The following is a 19743-nucleotide window of genomic DNA, read 5'->3' on the forward strand; positions in this document are numbered from 1 at the left end:
CCGTTCAGTGCAAGCCGCTCGACGAATGGGGCTGCGGGGTTCCAGAAGTCTGATCATGCATTCTGACCAGCGGCAATTGCTCTTTCGGCGGGTAGGGCATGATCGCCGGGCATGTCGCTGCGTCTGCTCTATCTGATCTTCCTCCGGCTGCTGGGTCTGTTGGTGTTGTTCGGTCGTTCGTCGGCGTCCAAGAACATCGAGTTGCTGGTGCTGCGCCACGAGGTCGCCGTACTGCGCCGAAGCAACCCGAAACCTCGCCTCGACTGGGCCGACCGGGCTGTGTTCGCCGCACTGGTCCGGCTGATGCCCAAGACGCTGCGAACACACCGGCTGGTCACCCCGGGAACGATCCTGCGCTGGCACCGTCGGCTGGTAGCCGCGAAGTGGACATATCCACACCGGCACGGGCGTCCACCCGTCGACGAAGGTATCGCCGGGCTGATCGAGCGGATGGCCACAGAAAACCACAGCTGGGGCTACAAGAGGATCCAGGGTGAGCTGCTCAAGCTTGGCCACCGGGTCGGGGCCTCGACGATACGGCGGATTCTGAAGCGTGCGCGTATACCTCCAGCGCCGGCCCGGCACACCGACACGTCCTGGCGGCAGTTCCTGCGCACGCAGGCCTCGACGATGCTGGCCTGCGACTTCTTCCACGTCGACTGCGCGTTCACCCTGAAGCGGATCTGCGTGTTCTTCGTACTGGAGGTCGGCAGCCGCTACGTCCACGTCCTCGGCACGACCACGAACCCGGACGGTAGATGGACCACGCAGCAGATCCGCAACCTCGTGGTGGCGCTCGGCGATCGAGTTGACGAGTTCAGCTTTCTCATCCGCGACCGGGCTGGCCAGTTCGCGGCCGCCTTCGATGCCGTCCTGGCGGACGTGGGCATCGAAACGATAAGGATTCCGCCGCGTTGTCCACGGGCCAACTGCTACGCCGAGCGGTTCGTGCTGACAGCCAGATCCGAACTCGCCGATCGTATGTTGATCCTCAACGAGCGGCATCTGCGGGCCGTGCTTGCCGAGTACGTCCGGCACTACAACGGTCGACGGCCGCACCGTTCTCGCCAGCTTCGCCCACCTCGGCCCACCTACCCCGCGGCAGACCTCAACGCTCAGCGGATCAAGCGACAGCGACTTCTCTGGGGCCTGATCAACGAATACGAACGAGCCGCGTAAAGCCGCTGGTGAGCGCCGGTGAGCGACTTTTGGAACCGCACACGTTGGTATGGACCCCGGAGCGGGTGCTGCAGTGGCAGCGGACAGGGGCGATCCCGTGCCCGGTGATGGTGTGGACCCCGGAGCAGACCGGTCGTTTCCTCGACGTCGCGATCAACCATCCCTTGTATCCGTTGTTCCATTTGATCGCGCACATCGGCTTGCGGCGGGGCGAGGCGTGCGGACTGCGGCGCTCGGAGATCGGGCTTGCCGCGGGTGAGGTGCGGATCTCGAACCAGATCGTGCAGTGGGGCTGGGAGACTGGCGAGTCGTCGCCGAAGACGGACGAGTCGGTGAACGCGGTCGCGATCGACCAGGACACGGCGTTGGTGCTCGCACAACATCTGGCCGTGCAGGACGCGGACCGGGCGCGTCTCGGGTCGCAGTGGAAAGAACACGACCTGGCCTTCACCCAGTGGGACGGCTCGCCGCTGCACCCGGCGCACGTCACGGACGTGTTCTACGAGCTGTCCCGTCAAGCGGGGCTCCCGCCGATCCGGCTGCACGACCTGCGCCACGGCGCGGCGACTCTCGCGCTCGCGGCGGGTGTCGAGATGAAGGTCGTGCAACGGATGCTGCGGCACTCCTCGATCACCGTCACGTCCGACACCTACACGACCGTCCTGCCTCAGGTGGCGTTCGCGGCGGCGGAAGCAACGGCGGCGATCATCCCGCGTCAGTCGGCGCGAAGTCTCGGGCTCGCCTCGGGCTCGCCAACGACCACAATGGACAGTCCAGAACCGGAAGAAACTCCTCCAGAAAACCAAAATCCCCAGGTCGATGAAACTCAAGACCTGGGGAGTGAGGGTGCGCCATGAGGGACTCGAACCCCGAACCCGCTGGTTAAGAGTCCACGGTCTGACCTGTCGGGCGGTGCCGAGTGATGTCGGACGAGGCCTTTTCGTCTGGTCGCAAGGTGCTTGCGGTGTCGTGGTGTGTCGGCCGGTGTTGTCGTGTGGCGGAGGTCTCGGGCTCGCCTCGGGCTCGCAAATGTCTGAGCTTCCCCCGGTTGTCCGGACACCTCATCTGAGGTGACCGCCGGTCACCAGGGAGGATGTTCTCGTGCCTGCACCACACCCGCCTGAGTTCCGTCAGCGTGCCGTCGAGCTGGCCCGGTTGGGCGACAAACCGGTCGCCGCGCTGGCGAAAGATCTGGGCATCAGCGAGTCCTGCCTGCGCAACTGGATGGCCCAGGCCGACACCGACGAGCACGGTTCGGCCACCCGGCTCTCCAGCGCGGAAAAGAAGGAACTGGCCGAGCTGCGCCGCAAAAACCGGCAGCTCGAACTGGAAAACGAGATCCTGAAACGGGCCGCCGCATACTTCGCGCGGGAGAACATCCTCCCAAAGTAACGTTCCCGCTGGTCCACGAACTCGCCGCTGACGGAATCGACGTCGCGGTGGCCTGCCGGGCCCTGAACGTGTCCCGTTCCGGGTATTACGACTGGCGCGATCGGCCGATACCCGAGCGCGACCGGGACAACGAGCTGCCGCTGAAACACATCGAGCAGATCCATATCGACGAACTGGACAAATTCGCCGACCCTGCTCAGGCACACGAATTCATTAACGAGATCAAAACCGTCTTCGGCGTCGACAACTGCGTGTTCCTGATCTCGGTGTCCGACGACGCGCTCGCCTCCTTCGAACTGCGCGGCATACCGGTCCGCGACGCCCTCGACAGCGCCTTCACCGCGATGATCACCGTGGACCCGTTCACCCTCGCCGAAGCCCACGACTGGCTCGACCACCGCCTCATCGGCCTGCCCAGCCCCTATGCGTGCCTGTGCTACGCCCTTTCGGCCGGGATCCCCCGGGAACTGGAGCGAGCCGCGGCCACGCTGCTGGACATCGAGCTGGACCACATGTCGGGCAGCGAAGCGTTCCCGGGCGGCATGTTCCGGTCGTACCCGCAGCTCGCGCACGTCACCCGCATGATCATCGCGGCCGACGTCGCGGCGAAACTACGTGCATTCACCTTCACCGTGCACCAGCATCCGCCGGGGGAATTGGCATCGCAGGTCATCGTCACCCTCAACACCGTCGGCGACCTCACCCATCCCGACGACAACGACCTGATCGAGCGGCTCGACGCACTGGCTGCGGCGTTGTGTGCACGCACCGAGGCCGCCGACGACGCCGAGCTTGTCCGGACCTGCCGCGAAGCCGCCGGATTCTGCCACCTGTGCGCCGCCATCCTGGAAATCTTCGACGACGACCTGGACGAGGCCACCTTGGACGCTCTGTCTGCCGAAGCCCTGCCGACACTCGCCGAGGCGCGTCGGGCGCTCGCAGTCGAACCCTTGCTCACCTGGTCGCTGGTCAACACCATTCGCGAACAGCGCGCCCAGTTGCGCGCTGACACTGCCTAGCCCTGCCAGACACCACGCCATCGGCGGACCGATCCCTCGGATGCGCTCCCACCGCGCAGCTGGCCTGGGACGCCGGGGAGCTCAGACACTCGTGGCCGGTCCGGCGGCTGATCGTGTCATTCGAGCTCGGCGACCAGTGCCCGCGGCTTGAGCCTGAGGAGAGGTTGTTCTTGTCCGCGTTTGCTGGCACCGCTGTCTCGAGCGGTGTTGCGTTGGCTTCGGCTTGTGGTCAGCTCGGATATCGTGCTGCGGTGGCATCACGACCTGGTGGGACGCCGTAATGTCCGTGAGAATGGGAATCGAGGACTCGAGGGCACGCTCCGCGCGCGAGAGGTCCGCGTACCTCCGTCTCCTAGTCAGTGATTACCGGCCGATCAGTTGAAGCGATCCGCGGAACCCGTCTCTCCCTCGCCGAGCGGCAACTGCCAGGTGACGACCGTCTCGCCGCCCACGCGGGCGTAGCCGCGAGCGCGTCATGGGCGGCGTGAAGGTGCCCGAACAGCAAGGAAAAGCGTTGGGTCAAGCTGGGTCGACGAAATCACACGAATGGCCTGACCCTCTTCCCCTGTTTGCCTAGGGGCCGGGCCTACAGTGAGGAGGCGGAACAGGAGCAGAAAGCGGCGGACCGTTCCTCGGTCAAGGAACAGCCCGCCGCCTGTGATTGCGGTGCTAGCCCTGCCAGTGCTGGTACAGGGTTGCGACTCCCATGCCGGCCAGCATTAGCAGGAACACCACGCGGCAACCCTGAGGGGGAGGTGAACCAGATGCGGTCACCGCCCCTTACTCCAAGACCAGCAGTGTCGACCGGCTTCTGAACGGCCGCTGGCAGGGCCGTCGTTGTCCGCGCGGCCCAACTCTCGCCCGAGCCCGAGGCATCTGCACCAGCCGCTGCAGCCAACTACCGGACGAGGCCGCCGTCTCAACCGTCTGTTTAGCCGCCGATGGTGAGCGAGATCGGCGCGTGCGCCCGATCGGCTGTCAGGTATTGGTCTCCGCGGTGGGAGATTGTCAGTACGTAGGACGGGAGTCCGTCGGGGACGTCGTTGACGGTGAATCCGAGTTGGCATCCGGTCACGACGTTGTGGTCGTAGACGTAGCTGGTTTGGGCGGTGCCGCTGGTGATCGAACCCGTTGCGATCACGTGGCCGGCCCCGTCGGACACCTTGACGGCTGTGCCTGGTGTGAGGTCGGAGTACCCGCCCGTTCCTTGGCAGTCGCTGTCCGCCGCTCCGGTGTCGTTCGTCCTCACATCCGATGAGTCGCTCTCGATCGTGAGGATGCCGGTCAGCATGAACGTCTTCGTGGGCGGTGCGATCAACGACGACGGGACCCCGAGCGACATGCCCGACGGTCGGGTGGCGACGTAAGTGACCGTCGCGGTGGACGCGAGGGCGAGCACCNGAGCACCGACGCGCTGACACCGGCGATGAGGCGGGTATTGGTCATCTCGTTCTCCAGTCGCTCGGACTGTTCTGGAGCAGTCGCACGGGACGCGGTGCGTGTTACGGGACCGATCCGCGAAGATCCGCCCTGTGCCGTCCGCCGTCGCGGCCCGGGATGAGCGGTCCCTCGGATCACCTGGACTACCGTGAGGAACGGTGGCCGTAACGCGCGTTCGGCCCGAGTACGCTCGTGAGTACGTGCGGTGCTTCGCCGACCCAGCCGCAATGGCGGTTGGTGCCTGCCTGAAGACGCCGGCGGTCCGGGGGTTTGGGCTTTGCGCCGTGTCGTGTGATGTTTCTGCTGTGGCCGCTCGTGATCTTGAGTCTTTGTCGTCGCGGGGTGGCAGTACCGGGACGTCGAGTAACGGTCGGTGATCCCGGAGGGGATGCCGTTCCTGGTTGACGATGATCTGTTGTTCGAGGACGGCCCGTCTGCGCCGCGGGTGGCGTCGGTGGTGAACGGTGGCTGGTGCTGGTCAGTGGGACGGTTGCCAGTTTCGGGACGGGATCCCGTTGATCGTCGCGCCGCCTTGGGCGAGGTCAGCCGCGCTGTTGTCGAGGAAAGCGAAGGGGAAGGGCAAGGACGGAGCGGTCAAGGTGTCCAGCGTGGCGAGCTGTTCCGCGGAGAGTGTCACGGTGAGGGATGCCAGGTTGTTCTCCAGTTGGTCGAGCGTCCGGCAGCCGATGATGGTCGCGGTCACTTCCGGGCGGTGGTTGACCCAGCCGAGAGCGACGGCGGGCATCGGAACCTGTTGCTCGGCAGCGATTTCGTGCAGTACGTCGAGCAGGGTGAAGGTGTTCTCGGTCAGCCGTGCGCGTGTGCTCGCCCAGTCCGCGCGGCCTGACTCGGCGGCACTGGTTCGGGTGTGTTTCCCGGACAGCGCTCCGCCAGCGAGCGGGCCCCATGGCGTCACGCCGATGCCCAGGGCCCGGGCAGCGCCGAACAGCTCGCCCTCGACGGTCCGCTGCAGCAGCGAGTACTCCACCTGGATCGCCGTGACCGGGGCCCAGCCCCGGGCTTCGGCGAGGCTCGCCGCGCGGGCGACGGCCCACGCGGGGGTGTCGGACAGGCCGTAGTAGCGGATTTTGCCTGCGGTGATGAGGTCCTGCAGGGTGCCGATTGTCTCCTCGATCGGTGTGTGCTGGTCGAAGTAGTGCTGCCAGTACAGGTCCACGTGATCGGTGCCCAGCCGGGTGAGTGACGCGTCGAGTTGCCGCAGGATCGCTTTGCGGCCGGTGCCGCCTCCGTTGGGGTCGCCGGGGTGCAGGTTGCCGGCGAACTTCGTGGCGAGCACCAGCCCTTCCCGCAGCGACGGGTTGGTCCGGAGGAACTTCGCGATGGTCTGTTCCGCACGGCCGCCCGCGTAGCCGTTGGCTGTGTCGAGGGTGTTTCCCCCGGCGTCGACGTAGCGGTGCAGCAGGCGCAGCGCGGTGTCTTGATCGCAGCCCCAGCCGGGCTCGTCGAAGGTCAGCGTGCCGAGGATCAGCGGGCTGATCCGAAGACCGGTCCGGCCGAGAGTGCGGTACGAAGCAAGGTTCATAACCCCAGCGTGCACCCGGCAACGTGTACGATGAATAGTCTGGCGTCCACGTTTTTCGCGCGAAAGTACAGATATGCTCGCCGACCGGCATCCCGACCCGCTGTCGCAGGTCCTCGCCCTCGCCGGGGCTCGCTGCCACCTCACCGGAAAGCTGTCGGCGAGTGGCCGGTGGGCGCTGCGCTTCCCGGCCCGCGGCCGGCTCAAGATCATCGCCGTACGGCGCGGGAGTTGCACCTTTACCTCCGGCGGGCAGTCAGGCGAATTGCGGTCCGGCGAGGCGATCGCGGTGAACGGGGCTCATCCCTTCGTCCTGCGCACCGATGCCGACGTGCTGCCGATCGATGCCGAAACGATGACGGTGCCCGACCATCGCATCGGAACAGCGGACGAATTCTCCGGCATAGGCGGAGAAGTGACGGTCGAACCGGGTGGTGAGGCACTGCTGGTGCAGGCATTGCCGCCGCTAATGCACATTTCGGCAGCGCACCCGCAGGCGTCGGCTCTCGACTGGCTGCTGCGGGAACTGGACACGGAAATGGGCCACGACCGGCCCGGTCGCAGCTTCACTCGGGATCAGCTCGCGCAGTTGCTCCTCGTCCATATCCTGCGTGCATACCTGGCGCAGCCGAACGCCCTGCCCGCAGGCCGGCTACGGATCCTCGCAGACCCGCGGCTGGCCCCGGCCGCGCAGGCCCTGCACGAGAACCCGGCCCACACGTGGCGGCTCGACGAACTCGCCCGCCTCGCCGCGATGTCCCGCACCGGTTTCGCCGCGCGATTCCGCGCCGTCGCCGGCGTCCCGCCACTTGCGTACCTGACTGAGTGGCGCATGCGGATCGCGGCATACGAACTCACCCACCACGACACACCAGTAGGCGCACTGTCAGCACAGCTCGGCTACACCTCGGAAAGCGCCTTCATCACAGCCTTCAAACGTGCCTTCGGCAGGACACCCCTGCAGCACCGGCACCAACACCACGACCTTCACCGGGCCGAACCCTTGGCGTAATCGCCGCGCAGGAGCACCATGTGTCGCGAACCTGGCTCTCCGAAATCGGCCATGCCAAACGCGACACGAACCCAACCGCACACGGAGATCGTTGCAAGAGCGGAAGCTGGTGCGGCAGACAGGGGCGCGTTCGATGATGACGTACCAGATCCCGACTTGAGCCAGGAGCCCTGGTGCGCCTCTGGTTCGGCACAAGCTCTGGTTCCAGGAACGATGGCTTCGTCTCGGCCTATGGCACAGGCAGCCGCCGGGACCGAGCGTGCTGCGCATCGTCGCTGCAGCCGCCTCTGCCGCCTCGGCTGGGTGTAGTTGATGCCGCAACGTCGGAAATGTTCGGCCACAGCGGCACACGCGGCCTCTGTGCGTGGGGGATTTCCGCGTTACAGCGCGTTTCGCTGCCGCTGACGTCCCGCGGCAGCGGAGAGGCTGTGCGCCGCCCGGATCCCGGGTGCGCGTGATTATTGCTGCTGTGAAGGGAAGAATGTGCTGAAGAAGGGTTTGCGTCCGCTTCGGGCGGTAGGTCTTGCCGGGGTCGTCGCCGCGGGGATCGTGGCGTGCTCCGCGTGCACGCCCAGTCACGCGACAGGGCAGCAACCCAGCAGCGGCAAGGCATCGGCCCCGGCCGCCGACAGTGCCGCGCTGTCGGTCGGAAGCTTCTCCACGCCGCTTCCGCGGACGGGCTCGTGCCGCCTCGGCAACCGCAACGGGCAACCGACGCCCGACCCGTCCTGCACCCCCGGAGCGGTGAATCCGCAAGTCTCCCAAGCGAATATCGCCAGCACGGTGTGCAAGAGCGGCTGGACCAAACCGTGCGGCCGCCCACCGGCAAGACCGGCCGCATGAAGGACACCACGGCGAAGGCGTACGTCCTGCCGTCCGGCGAAACCGGCGAATACGACCACCTCGTCTCCCTCGAACTCGGCGGCGCGCCTGACGACCCGCGCAACCTCTGGGTCGAGCCGGGGAAGATCCCCAACCCCAAGGACGCGGTCGAGAACAAGCTCAAAGACGCGGTCTGCAGTGGCCTGATCCCGCTCACCGCCGCGCAGGCCGCCGTCGCTCGCTCCTGGACCACCGCCTTCGACGACGCCGGACTCCGTGTCAGCGGCGGCAGCGCGTGCCTGCGTGCCGACCCCGGCCGGTGCACTCACGGCCAGCGCGGAGACAACACCGGCGAGCAGTCCCGGCCCGGCCGCGCTACGCGGTCCGTCGACGGCTGTTCGCGGACGAGCTTGATCGCCGGTCCGCGGACGGAGAACGCGCGGCAAGACGGTGGCGATGAACGAGTTCAGGCCGCGGCGGCCGGAGTGCCCGAACCCCGCACCCTGCTTCCTGTGGCCGCGGACCTCGATGAGAGGCGACGCCGGGCCTGAGTGGTGCCGATGCATTGGCCCCTCGGGGATCCAGGATCGACGGCTGGTGCCGGGGGAGGTGGCGCGGGTCGCTGCTCAATGCGACTCGCGGCTGACCTCTGAACCGCTCGAGCCCACGAGGAAGTCGAGGTCCGCGCCCGTGTCGGCCTGCGTGACGTGATCGATGTAGAGTCGCTCCCAGCCGCGTCGCGGGTTTGCGAACCCTGCGATCGTGCTGGCATTGGGGTGTCGCGCGGCCAGCTCCTCGTCGCTGAGTTCGACGTCGATGCGGCGGGCAGCGACGTCGAGGCTGATGACGTCACCTGTGCGCACGAGCGCGAGAGGGCCGCTGGCTGCTGCCTCGGGGGAGACGTGCAGAACGACTGTCCCTTAGGCGGTGCCGCTCTCACGGCTCGCTCTATTTTCTCAGCGGCCGTTTCATGTTGACTTCACCCGTGGGTGTGCTCAGTCTGTGCCCTAACCGAGGCGCGCGCCGAGTTCGGTGGCCGCGGCGACGACAGCGGCGCTGAGGAGGGCGAGTTTGGCGCCAGCCCGCCTCGCCGGGCCGGATACAGACAGCGCACCGCAGGCCACGCCCTGCCGGTTCCGTACCGTGGCGGCCACCGCGCAGAGGTCCCATTCGCTTTCTTCCATGTTGGTGGCGTAGCCGGTCTCTCTTACCTTCTCGAGTTCGGCCTCGAGTGCCCGGCGGGTGCTCACCGCGCGCTCAGTTCCGCCTCGCAGCCGGGCGCCCGGATAGCGGCGCCGCAGCTCTTCGCGGGAAAGCTCGGCGAGCAGAGCCTTCCCCGCGGCAGACGCGTGCGCCGGGCCTCGCTGCCCGGTACGCAGCCCGGCACGGATTACCTGCCGGCTCTCCACGCCTTCGACGAAGACGGTCTCCGTGCCTTCCAGCACGAGCAGATGCGCGGTTTCGGAGGTGTCGTCGACGAGCTTTTCCAGCAGGAGACGCGCTTCGTCGCGGAGGGCGCCTGCCCCGATCACGGCGATGCCGAGCCTGGCCAGGGCGGGCCCAGGTCCGTAGCTCTTGGTCTGGGCGTCCTGGCGGAGCAGGTCGCGAGCCTGCAGGGTGGTCAGCATCCGATGAGCGGTCGACCTGGCCACCCCGAGTTCGGCGGACACGTCGGCAACTCGCAACGACGGGTTATCCACCAGCATCAGCAGGATCCGCGCGGCGTTGTCGATCGCTTCCACCGGGTAGGCGGCCGGAACTGCCACAACCCCTCCATCTCGCCGTCGCCAGTTCGGCGTGGCTGTTCTGGTGATTGAACTGCATTTCGGCTGCCAGAATAGCCGGAGGCCCCCTCGGTGTCTCGGCGGATCTCGCGAGTCAGTCCGCAGCCGCCATTCCGTCGATGTGCCCGCCTTGTCGTGGTTCTGATGAGCAGAACATTTACTGTTCGGCAGAACATCGCCGTTGACGAGGCGCGAGATCATGCCTACCATGCAGAACATGATCTGTTCTGCAGAACACTGCCTTGAAGGAGCGGCGTGACGACTCCAGCGCCGTCCATCGCGGAACTCGGCCATGTCGGCCTGCGCTGTCACGACGTGAGCCGGCAGCTGGCGTTCTACGCCGGCGTGCTCGGACTGACGGTCACCGACCATGACGAACGGCTCGGCATCTGGTTCCTGTCCGCCCGGCCGGACACCGAGCATCACGAACTGCTCCTAGCCGAGGGCCGGGACGCGCCGGTCGGAGTCAAACTTATCCAGCAGGTGTCGTTCCGGTGCGCGCGCTTCGAGGACATTCTCGGCTTCCATCGACGTTTCCGGGAACACGACGTCCGGCTCGACATGATCGTCTCGCACGGCAATGCCATCGGCGTCTACTTCTACGACCCCGAGGGCAACCGGTGTGAGGTCTACTGGCAGACCGGGCTCGTGGCACGACAGCCCTTCGTCGAGCACATCGACATCGAGACCGATCCCGAGGAGCTTCTGGACGCCATCCGGACTTCGGTCGAGCGCCACGGCGCGACGGGTTTCACCGAGGAGAGTTACCGCGCCTGGACGCGTGAACAAGCGATGGCGGCCGATGCCGCCGAAACCAAGGAGGCAAGGCAGTGAAGTTCGTTCGCTACGCGGACGGGATGTCCGCACGCGTCGGCGTCGTGGACGGCGACCTGGTCCGGGTCGTGGACGGCGTGGCGGACCTGTTGCCTCTCATCGAGGCAGGCGAGGGCGAGTTGCTCGCGGCTGGACGGACCGCGCTGCGCAGCGGCACGGCCGTGCCGCTGCCGGACATCGTTGCCCTGTCGCCGATCGCGACGCCTCCGACAGTCCGCGACTTCTATGCTTTCGAACAGCATGTCCGGGCAGGCCGCGCCTGGCGGGGCCTCGAGATGGACCCGGACTGGTATGAGCTGCCCGTCTTCTACTTCTCCAATCCCTACGCCGTGACGGGCTGCGGGCCGGTGGCGATGACGCCGGGCGCGGAGCGTTTCGACTTCGAGTTGGAGGTCGCCGCGGTGGTGGGGCGCGGCGGCCGCGACCTGACCGCCAAGGACGCCGAACACGCCATCGCCGGTTACTGCGTGCTCAACGACTGGAGCGGCCGGGACGTTCAGCAGCGCGAGATGAAGCTGTCGATGGGACCGGTGAAAGGCAAGGACACCGCGACGAGCCTCGGCCCGTACTTCGTGACCCCGGACGAGATCGCCGATTTCCGCGAGGGCAACGGATATCGTCTCGAAATGTCCTGCACGGTCAACGATGCCCCCTACTCCCGCGCCGTGTGGTCAAACATCCACTGGTCGTTCGGCGAGATGATCGCCTACGCCTCCCGCGGTGCCGAAGTGCGGCCCGGCGATGTGATCGGCTCCGGCACCTGCGGAACCGGCTGCATCCTGGAACTGTCCCGCACTCACGGCTCGGCGGCCTACCCCTGGCTGCGGCCGGGCGACGAGGTCGTCGCGGCGGTCGAAGGTCTCGGCGAGCTGCGCAACACCGTCACCGAGGCGGTGCCGGTCGTTCCGTTGCGAGCCCGGGGCGCGACAGGGCAAGAGGGCGGAAGCCGACCGCGATTCGCCGGCGAAGCCGCGCGCTGATGGACGCTCCCGTATCGGCGGAGGACCCGGTCAAGCTCCGGGCCGCGCTGCTGCGTGCCATGCCGATGTCCCGGATGCTCGATTACGGCATGGACCACGGGGACGCCGTCCGCCTGGCCAACGCGGCCGTTTCGGAACCGTGGCACGAAGTCGCGGCTCGGCTGGCCGAGGCGCAGTCGGCCCGCGCGGAGGCGGCCGCCGGCCGCGGTGATGTCGAGACTGCGGCCGCGTGCTACCGCCGGGCAACAGCCTGCCTGATCTTCGCGCAGATGGCCTTCAACACCGACCGCCCGGCCAAACGCGCGCTCTACGCCCAGCTCATCCGGGCCTACGAGGCCGCGGCCGAACTCGACACCGAGTTGCGCGTGGAACGGCTGTCGATCCCGTTCCGGCAGAGCCACTGCACCGCCTGGTTCGTCAGCCGCACCGGCGATCGTCCTGGCCCCGCAGTGGTCATTGTCGGCGGGCAAAGCGGTTGGGGCCCGGCCTTTCACCAGCAGGCCGAAGCACTGGCCCGACGGGGACTGTCCGCTCTTCTGCTCGAGGCACCGGGCCAGGGTGATTCGCGCATGGCCGGCGGACTCCACCTCGACGGGAACGTCGACCGAGTTTTCAGCACTGTCCTCGACGCCGTGCGTGCCCGTACCGGCTACGACGGCCGGTTCGGGGTGTGGGGCAACAGCTTCGGCGGACTGCTCGCCGCCCGTGCCGCGGTGCACGACAGCCGTTTCGGCGCGTGCTGCGTCAACGGGGCCAGCGCGAAGCCGGAGCCGCTGCCGTTCCGGACTGCACGCGAACAATCGCGGGCGCTCCTGGGCGTCGACACCGACGACGAAGCCGCAGCCGTCTTCCGCACCCTGTGGCTCGACCCGGCGGCCGAGCGCACAAGCGCGGCGATGCTCGTGCTGCACGGCGGCAACGACCCGCTGGTCAGCCTCGACCAGCAGAAGGTGTTCCTCGACCTGTCGGCGCATCCCACCCTGCGGGTTTGGGACGACGGCGAGCACACCATGTACAACCACTCTGCCGAGCGCACGGAATTCGTCTGCGACTGGTTCCGCGCCCAGCTCGGCCGCACGTGACGCAGGCGATCACACATCCGACTCCCGACAAGATCATCGAGGTGGCCATGAAAGCGATCGCACTCCCGCGGCACGGCGGCGCGGACGACCTGGAACTCACGGAACAGCCGACACCGGCCGTCGCGCCCGGGGAGTTCCTCGTCCGGGTCAAGGCAGCCGGAGTGAACCCGGGCGACGAAAAGATCGCCGTCGGCACTCTCGACGGCATCATGGTGACCCACTTCCCTCTCATCCCGGGCTTCGAGATGTCCGGCGTCGTCGAGGCTCGCGGTTTCGGCGCCACCGAGTTCGAGATCGGCGACGAGGTGATCGGCTTCGTCGTCAAGGACTGGGCGCAGAACGGCACCTACGCCGAATTGGTTTCCGCCCCGGCCCGCACGCTGGCACGCAAGCCGGCGTCCTGGGACTGGCTGCACGCGGCCTGTCTGCCGCTGAACGGGCTGACGGCTTACCAAGCCATCAAACGCATCAACATCGGCGAGAACGACACCGTCCTGATCCACGGGGCCGCAGGCGGCGTCGGCACGCTCGCCGTGCAGATCGCCGCCGACCGGGGCGCAAACGTCATCGGCACCGCCAGCGAGCGCAACCACGACTACCTGCGCGAACTCGGCGCCACACCGGTCAGCTACGGAGAAGGACTGGCCGAGCGGGTGCGCGAACTGGCGCCGGCGGGCGTCGACGCGGCGCTCGACTTCTACGGCGGGGACGCGGTGGCCGTCTCGCGGAAGGTCTTGAAGTATCCCGCGCGGGTCGCCTCCGTGGCCGACATCACCGCTCCCGATCAGGGCGGCCAATTGGTGTGGGCACGCGCGAACGCCGACGAGCTGACGGAAGTGGCTGCGCTCGCCGAGTCCGGGAAGCTGTCCGTCCCGGTGAATCGCTCCTTCCCTCTGGAGCAGGCCGCCGACGCGTGGCGGATGCTCCACGCGGCCAGCCGCGCTCGCGGCCGGATCGTACTGGACATCGACGCCGCCTGAGGTGATCTTCCGACGCCTGCACGCCGCTGTGCAAGGGAAGGGTTGGGACACATGAAGCTTGCCGATGAACCCCGCGCGTCCACGGCCGCGCCGGACGCGGATGTCCTCGTCGTCGGGTACGGCCCGGTCGGCCAGACCCTCGCTGCGCTGCTGGGGTCGTCAGGGCACCGCGTGCTGGTGTGCGAACGCCGGGTCGGGCGCTACGAGACGCCTCGGGCCGGACACTTCGATCACGAAATCATGCGCGTCTTTCAATCTTTGGGCATCGCCGACGAGGTGCGGCGCATCGCCGAACCAGCGCGGGTATACGAATTCCTCGATCCCGACGGAGGCGTGATTTCCCGTCTGCCAAGGGGATGGAGCGCTCCCTCCGGCTGGGACGCCTCGTACCACTTCTACCAACCGGAACTCGAGGATGCACTGGACGCGGCGGTCCGCAGAGCGTCCACTGTGGACGTCCGGTTCGGCGCGGAGCTGGTCTGCCTGCGCCAGGAGGCCGACCACGTGGTGGCTACGCTGGCGGACGGACGCGTGGTCACCGCTCGCTACGCGGTCGGGGCGGACGGCGCCAACAGCGCGGTGCGGACGCTCTGCGAAACTCCGGCGAGAGAACTCGGGTTCCGGGGCGACTGGCTGGTCGTCGACGTCCGGCCAAGGCCTGGCGCCCCGGCCCTGGACATCCCGGACACCGGCCAGGTGCTCGACCCCGCGCGGCCGAACCACCTCGGCCGGGTGGCCGACCGGTACTTCCGCTGGGAGTTCATGCTCCTCGAGGACGACGATCCCGCCGAGATGGTGCAGCCCGAACGCGTCTGGGAACTGCTCAGGCCCTGGATCGGCCCGCACGAGGGGGAGGTGATCCGGCGGACGGTCTACCAGTTCCGGTCCATCGTGGCCGATACGTTCCGCCACCGGTCGGTGCTGCTCGCCGGCGACGCCGCCCACGTCATGCCGCCGTTCCTCGGACAAGGCATGAGTTCTGGCATCCGGGACGCCGCGACCCTCAGCTGGATGCTCGATCTCGTGCTGACCGGCGCCGCGGGTCCGGACCTGCTGGACTTGTACACGCTCTCGAGAAGGCCACAGGTCATCGCCTACATCGAAGAGTCGGTCCGGGTAGGGACCGTCGTCTGCGAGACCGACCCCGTTCGTGCTGCGCGGCATCGTGCGGAGATGCGGTCGGCGACCGAGCTTCCGCCGCCGTTCGAGCCGCCTGTCGGCGCAGGCTTCCAAGACGGACAACCGCTGGCCGGTCACTTGGCCGTACAGCCTTTTCTGCGTACGGGCAACGGGAAGACCGAGCGGTCCGACGACGTCCTCGGCAGCGGGTTCACTCTCTTCAGCTTGGTCGAACTGGACGCGGCGACGACCGAGGCCGTCTCGGAACTCGAGCGCGCGATCGGACTGCGGTCCGTGGTGGTCGGCGTCGAGGGGGTCCGGGAAGAGGGCGAGGCGCTGAGCGGCTGGCTCAAGGAATCCGGCGTCGTGGCCGTGCTGGTTCGCCCGGACTTCTATGTCTTCGGCACTGCTACCGGGCTCTCCGAGGTGGCGGATCTGCTCGCCGCACTTCGCTCGAGCCTGTCGCTGGCGTAACGGCGGCCGCCGACATCCCGGATCACGTGACATACGGAGGAATCTCATGCCGACGACGACCAACGGCATGCATTACGAGGAGCGGGGAAACGGACCGGACTCGATCGTTCTGCTGCCCGGACTCGGGTGCTCGCTCAACTGCTGGTCCGAGGTGGCACCCCTGCTCGACGGCTATCGCCTCGTTCTCATGGACCTGCCGGGCCACGCGGGCTCAGTCCACGCGCCCGCCGACGGATCAAGCCTCGCCCGGATCGCCGAACCGGTGATCGACGCTTGTGATCAGCTCGGCCTCGAACGCTTCGCCCTCGTCGGTCTCTCCTTCGGCGGCGCGCTCAGCGTGCGGATCGCTCTCGACCGGCCCGGTCAGGTGTCCGCGGTCATGGCGCTCATGCCGTGGAACGCGGGCGGTACCGAGGCGGGCGATCCAGTCATCGAAGGGTTCCACAAGTCCTTCCGTGACGTCGAAGCCATCACGCAGGCCATCGGGGCCATCTCGCTGGAGCCGAGCAAGACGACCGACGTCGTACACACGATGACCAGCGCGGTCACCGAGCAGTTCTGGCACAGCTGGCTCGGAACCGGCGGCGGTGCTTACACGAGCATGTTCGAGGAGTTGCCCGAGATCGCCGTGCCGACGTGCTACGTCATCGGCGGCAGAGACACCATCGCCCCGCAGGACAAGTTGATCGCCGACGTCCATGCGATGCCCGGAGGCCGGCTGGTCTTCCTGTCGGACGCAGGACATCTCGCCCCATACGAGTCTCCCGACCTCGTCGCCTGTGAGATCCGCGAGTTCGTCAGCCGCTACGCGAACACCCCGTCGCCGGCCACGGCCGACGAAGCCCCCCGGGGTTTTCGATGATCGCCGCGACCCCGAGTGCCGCTGATGGTTCGACGATGAGGCCGGCGTGCTCGTGGAGCATCCGCATACCGGTGACAATGGAGGCTTCCTGGACAAGTACCGCGTCATCTGCGACCTGAAGGAGGCCGGCCAGGGCAGCCGGAATGGGGTGTCGGCCAACGACGCCGTTGGCGATAGTGCCGGTCGAGTCTGTGCTGACGACACGCCGCTTGCGCCAGGATGTTGGGGTCAACCCCACCATGATTGTGTTGCTAGTGCGCGGCGATGTGGCCGTAGCCCTCTTGCGAGGACGGAACGCGTTAACCCAGCGCAGGCTTGCGCACGCGCGCCGGGTTCGCGAGCGCAAGCTCGAGACATCGCCGATGCGGTGCCGTTGTCGGCCGTGCCAAGGCCGGGACGTCCGCCGTGGTGAAAAATCACATGCAGGAGGCCTGCACCCTGGTGGGAGAAGTCGGCTCCGTCGCCCAGCGCGCCGGGGTCCGCGCGCTCGCGGTCTCGCACCTGACCGACTTCAGCGGGTACGTGGACACCGCCAAGCGGTCGAAACCGGCGGGGAACGGCTACGACGGCCAGGCAGCCATCGGGACAGGACCTGATGCGGATTCCGTGTACAAGTAAAGACCGCGATTCTGTATGCGGGCTGAGCACATGCCGGGGATGATGAGCAAGTTCGACGGTAGTCTGGCGTTCATCCCGTTCAGCGGCGGAAGGGTCGTCCAGTGTCCCGCGGTTCCATGTTGAGGAACCATTCGAACCAGGCTTGGGGCCGGTAGTCGCCGATGCCGAGTTTTCGGTTTTGGTCGGTGGCGGGGTCTTCGATGCCGTCGAGTCGTTTGCTGAACAGCGCGAGTATGTCGGTGTCTTGGAAGAGTATTTCGGTGAGCATGTTCCAGTTGTGGTCGTCCTTGTGCTCCGGCAGGTCCGCGTAGCGTCCGGTGAGGCTGGCCCAGTCGTCGTCGACGGCGGATTCCGCGTAGCGCAGGATGAGGTGCAGCGCCATTTCTTCGGCTGGGCAACGGGGTTCGGGCCAGTCGCCGGCGGCCAGGTCGCTGCTGAGGTCGTCGAAGGAGCGCGCGGCCTGTCGTCGCCAGACGACGTTCTGTCGCCAGGTGATCCGCGGGAATTCGTCGAACACCAACCAACTGCCGGCGTCGTCCGCGTGCTGGTCGCCGTGTTCGAGCACATCGTCGTAGGCATGGTCGGCGAGGAGACCGGCAGCAGTCCACAGGGCTGCTGCTGTTCGTGGTGTCACTTGGAAGCCGCTGCACTGGTCGCAGGTGTCCGCGCCGCAGGTGCACAGGGGGAAGAGTTCTGCGAACTGCGGCCAGACCGAGAGTGGTATGTCGTGTTCGTCGATCTCGATGGCGGACTCGGTGGCTTCGGCGAATTCGATGCCGGGGTGATCGTCGATCACCGCGCCGGAGTCGATGAACCATTGCACGGCGGCGACGGCGTCGCCGCGGATGTGGTCCTGCTCTTGCTGCCGGACCTGCGCGACAGTGAGGTCGCTGCCGGGCGAAACGGAGAACTGTGTTGTTTCGATGTCGGCGATGGCGGCTTGTTCGAGTGCGTTCTCGTCGGTGATGTCGACGATCGCTTCGACGGTGACTTTGACTCTGCGGCGGCGTCTGGGGGCGCTGGTTATTCGCCCAGGCTATCCCCGCGAGCAGCGTGTGGTGGTTGAAGAGACGGAGGCGCACGCTGGGGTGTCCGGCAAGGAGGTCGTGATGAGGCGAGCGGCGGTGTACAAGCGGTGCGGCTGCAAGACGCGAAGTGAAGCGGGTGGCGGGCGTTGTCCTCGGTTGGGGGAGCGGGGCCATGGGAGTTGGTATTTCTCGCTGGAGTTGCCGTGTGGCCGGGACGGTCGTCGGCATCGGGTGCGCCGCGGCGGTTTGCGGTCCCGTGCCGCTGCCGAGCAGGCCAGGGCGTATCTGCTGGGGGCGGATGTGGTTCCGGGGCGGGGTGCGGTGACGGTGGGGCAGTGGTTGGACATTTGGCTGGAGATGAGGCAGAGCTTGAGTTTCAACACGCGTCGGCTGTACACGCAGCAGGTGAACGACTATCTGAAGCCGTGTCTGGGGAGCGTGCCGTTGCGGTCATTGACGGTGGCGCGGGTTCAGGCGATGTTCGTCGGGCTCGTCCGGGCGAACGCGACGCGACAGCGGCCGTTGTCGCCGGCGACGTTCGTGAGGATCCGCGGCACGCTGCATGCGGCGTTGAACGGCGCGATCCGGGTCGGGTTGATCGAGCGAAATCCCGCGCATCTGGTGGAGTTGCCCTCGGGACGGCGGCCGCGCGCGGTGGTGTGGACGGATGCGCGGGTGGCGCATTGGCGAGCTACCGGGGAGCGTCCGCCGGTGGCGGTGTGGACGGCGAAACAGACGGCCGAATTCCTGGAGCATGCTCGCGGTCACCCGTTGTACGTGCTGTATCTGGCGGTGGCGTTGCTCGGGTTGCGGCGTGGTGAGGTGGCGGGGCTGCGGTGGTGCGATCTCGACCTCGACGCCGGAGTGGTGCAGGTGTCGCACCAGGTCCAGGACCGCGGTGGCCGCACGGTGGTGTGTCCGCCGAAGACCGAGGCGAGCGTGCGCACGGTGGCGTTGGATCATGGCCTGGCGGCGGCGTTGCGGGTGCTTCGGTCGCAGCGGCGGCACGGTGACGGTGGTGGGCCGGTCGGGTTCCTGTTCGCCAACCGGGACGGCGGGCCGTTGAGCCCGGGATATGTGACGCACACGTTCACGAGATTGTTGGTAGAGGCGGGTTTGCCGCCGGTCCGGTTGCACGATCTGCGGCATGGCGCGGCGAGCTTGTCGTTGGCTGCGGGCAACGATCTGAAGGTCGTGCAGGCGATGCTCGGGCACTCCAGCATTGTGCTCACCGCGGACACTTACACGAGCGTGCTGCCTTGTCTGGCTCACCGCGCTGCCGAGGCAACCGCGGCGCTGGTGTTGGAGGCCGCCCGCGACACCGCGATCGCGTTGCGAGAACGAGGGAGGAGAGAACAGCGCAGACGAGGAAAGGGACGCCGCAGCCGGGGAAGGGTGGCTAAGAAGCAACATCGACGGGTGCGGCCGCATTCGGCCCCACGCCGGTCCCACTCATGATCAAAGCCCACCGGCAAGATCCCCGTGATGAAGGAACCCTGCAGATGGGCTTCGATTCAGAACTGTGCGCCATCAGGGACTCGAACCCCGAACCCGCTGGTTAAGAGTCCACGGTTTGAG

Annotated in this window: 21 protein-coding genes; 15 read left to right on the forward strand and 6 right to left on the reverse strand. The window is 67.3% G+C overall.

The features are described 5' to 3' along the window. Positions 1-111: 111 nt before the first annotated feature. The 4 genes from A4R44_RS50365 (at position 112) to A4R44_RS16980 (ending at position 3590) form a co-directional block, all read left to right on the forward strand. Positions 112-1179 carry an integrase core domain-containing protein gene (locus A4R44_RS50365; protein ID WP_067581117.1) on the forward strand — a complete coding sequence of 356 codons (1068 nt, stop codon included), beginning with the start codon at positions 112-114 and terminating at the stop codon, positions 1177-1179. A 65-nt stretch (positions 1180-1244) separates the two neighbouring features. After that, complete coding sequence (locus tag A4R44_RS16970; protein ID WP_157904901.1) at positions 1245-2036, forward strand: site-specific integrase; 792 nt, start codon at positions 1245-1247, stop codon at positions 2034-2036. Between the two features lie 244 nt (positions 2037-2280). After that, a complete protein-coding gene (locus A4R44_RS16975) occupies positions 2281-2571 on the forward strand; it encodes a transposase (RefSeq protein WP_067581121.1) in 291 nt (96 codons plus the stop codon). A gap of 47 nt (positions 2572-2618) precedes the next feature. Further along, the gene (locus A4R44_RS16980) at positions 2619-3590 is read left to right on the forward strand and encodes a hypothetical protein (RefSeq protein WP_067581123.1); all 972 of its coding nucleotides are present in this window, start codon (positions 2619-2621) and stop codon (positions 3588-3590) included. Between the two features lie 931 nt (positions 3591-4521). Here A4R44_RS16980 and A4R44_RS16985 read toward each other — a convergent pair. Then, a complete protein-coding gene (locus tag A4R44_RS16985; protein ID WP_067581125.1) occupies positions 4522-4989 on the reverse strand; it encodes a hypothetical protein in 468 nt (155 codons plus the stop codon). 519 nt (positions 4990-5508) lie between these two features. Next, entirely contained in the window at positions 5509-6573 is a 1065-nt protein-coding gene (locus A4R44_RS16990) for an aldo/keto reductase (protein WP_067581127.1), read from the reverse strand. Between the two features lie 73 nt (positions 6574-6646). On the opposite strand from A4R44_RS16990, the gene A4R44_RS16995 reads away from it, so the two are divergent. Together A4R44_RS16995 and A4R44_RS49025 are read left to right on the forward strand one after the other, a co-directional pair. Further along, positions 6647-7582 carry an AraC family transcriptional regulator gene (locus A4R44_RS16995; RefSeq protein ID WP_067581129.1) on the forward strand — a complete coding sequence of 312 codons (936 nt, stop codon included), beginning with the start codon at positions 6647-6649 and terminating at the stop codon, positions 7580-7582. A gap of 839 nt (positions 7583-8421) precedes the next feature. Continuing rightward, on the forward strand, positions 8422-8955 hold the full coding sequence (locus A4R44_RS49025) for a hypothetical protein (protein ID WP_198545325.1): 534 nt from the start codon (positions 8422-8424) through the stop codon (positions 8953-8955). 75 nt (positions 8956-9030) lie between these two features. On the opposite strand, the gene A4R44_RS17005 is transcribed toward A4R44_RS49025, so the two are convergent. Both A4R44_RS17005 and A4R44_RS17010 read right to left on the reverse strand, forming a co-directional pair. Beyond that, entirely contained in the window at positions 9031-9312 is a 282-nt protein-coding gene (locus A4R44_RS17005; protein ID WP_198545323.1) for a dihydroxy-acid dehydratase, read from the reverse strand. Between the two features lie 99 nt (positions 9313-9411). Continuing rightward, complete coding sequence (locus A4R44_RS17010; RefSeq protein WP_067581135.1) at positions 9412-10170, reverse strand: IclR family transcriptional regulator; 759 nt, start codon at positions 10168-10170, stop codon at positions 9412-9414. Positions 10171-10443: 273 nt separating this feature from the next. Here A4R44_RS17010 and A4R44_RS17015 point away from each other — a divergent pair, with 273 nt between their 5' ends. From A4R44_RS17015 to A4R44_RS17040, 6 genes are read left to right on the forward strand one after another with little or no spacing between them, the layout of a single operon-like run. Beyond that, positions 10444-11022, forward strand: a complete 579-nt coding sequence (locus tag A4R44_RS17015) for a VOC family protein (protein ID WP_067581137.1) — start codon at positions 10444-10446, stop codon at positions 11020-11022. After that, the gene (locus tag A4R44_RS17020; protein WP_067581139.1) at positions 11019-12002 is read left to right on the forward strand and encodes a fumarylacetoacetate hydrolase family protein; all 984 of its coding nucleotides are present in this window, start codon (positions 11019-11021) and stop codon (positions 12000-12002) included. The genes A4R44_RS17015 and A4R44_RS17020 overlap by 4 nt, the downstream gene beginning before the upstream one ends. Continuing rightward, positions 12002-13084, forward strand: a complete 1083-nt coding sequence (locus A4R44_RS17025) for an alpha/beta hydrolase (protein ID WP_067581141.1) — start codon at positions 12002-12004, stop codon at positions 13082-13084. Before A4R44_RS17020 ends, A4R44_RS17025 begins: the two co-directional genes overlap by 1 nt. Then, the gene (locus A4R44_RS17030; protein ID WP_338081126.1) at positions 13081-14064 is read left to right on the forward strand and encodes an NADP-dependent oxidoreductase; all 984 of its coding nucleotides are present in this window, start codon (positions 13081-13083) and stop codon (positions 14062-14064) included. The genes A4R44_RS17025 and A4R44_RS17030 overlap by 4 nt, the downstream gene beginning before the upstream one ends. A gap of 51 nt (positions 14065-14115) precedes the next feature. After that, entirely contained in the window at positions 14116-15657 is a 1542-nt protein-coding gene (locus A4R44_RS17035) for a bifunctional 3-(3-hydroxy-phenyl)propionate/3-hydroxycinnamic acid hydroxylase (RefSeq protein WP_067581143.1), read from the forward strand. A 46-nt stretch (positions 15658-15703) separates the two neighbouring features. After that, a complete protein-coding gene (locus tag A4R44_RS17040; RefSeq protein WP_067581144.1) occupies positions 15704-16519 on the forward strand; it encodes an alpha/beta fold hydrolase in 816 nt (271 codons plus the stop codon). Here A4R44_RS17040 and A4R44_RS45755 read toward each other — a convergent pair. Then, positions 16455-16760 carry a pyridoxal-phosphate dependent enzyme gene (locus tag A4R44_RS45755; protein WP_093576286.1) on the reverse strand — a complete coding sequence of 102 codons (306 nt, stop codon included), beginning with the start codon at positions 16758-16760 and terminating at the stop codon, positions 16455-16457. The genes A4R44_RS17040 and A4R44_RS45755 overlap by 65 nt on opposite strands. Positions 16761-16960: 200 nt before the next feature. On the opposite strand from A4R44_RS45755, the gene A4R44_RS17045 reads away from it, so the two are divergent. Beyond that, positions 16961-17137 carry a hypothetical protein gene (locus A4R44_RS17045; RefSeq protein ID WP_157904903.1) on the forward strand — a complete coding sequence of 59 codons (177 nt, stop codon included), beginning with the start codon at positions 16961-16963 and terminating at the stop codon, positions 17135-17137. 79 nt (positions 17138-17216) lie between these two features. Here A4R44_RS17045 and A4R44_RS17050 read toward each other — a convergent pair whose 3' ends face one another. Further along, on the reverse strand, positions 17217-17771 hold the full coding sequence (locus A4R44_RS17050) for a hypothetical protein (RefSeq protein ID WP_161269378.1): 555 nt from the start codon (positions 17769-17771) through the stop codon (positions 17217-17219). 93 nt (positions 17772-17864) lie between these two features. On the opposite strand from A4R44_RS17050, the gene A4R44_RS49030 reads away from it, so the two are divergent. Further along, positions 17865-18203 (forward strand): hypothetical protein, encoded by a 339-nt coding sequence (locus A4R44_RS49030; RefSeq protein ID WP_161269377.1) that lies wholly within the window; start codon positions 17865-17867, stop codon positions 18201-18203. A gap of 43 nt (positions 18204-18246) precedes the next feature. Further along, positions 18247-19623 carry a site-specific integrase gene (locus A4R44_RS17055; protein WP_255366112.1) on the forward strand — a complete coding sequence of 459 codons (1377 nt, stop codon included), beginning with the start codon at positions 18247-18249 and terminating at the stop codon, positions 19621-19623. The last annotated feature ends 120 nt before the right edge of the window (positions 19624-19743 follow it).

The sequence above is a fragment of the Amycolatopsis sp. M39 genome (genome assembly GCF_001651785.1).
GTDB classification, from domain to species: domain Bacteria; phylum Actinomycetota; class Actinomycetes; order Mycobacteriales; family Pseudonocardiaceae; genus Amycolatopsis; species Amycolatopsis rubida.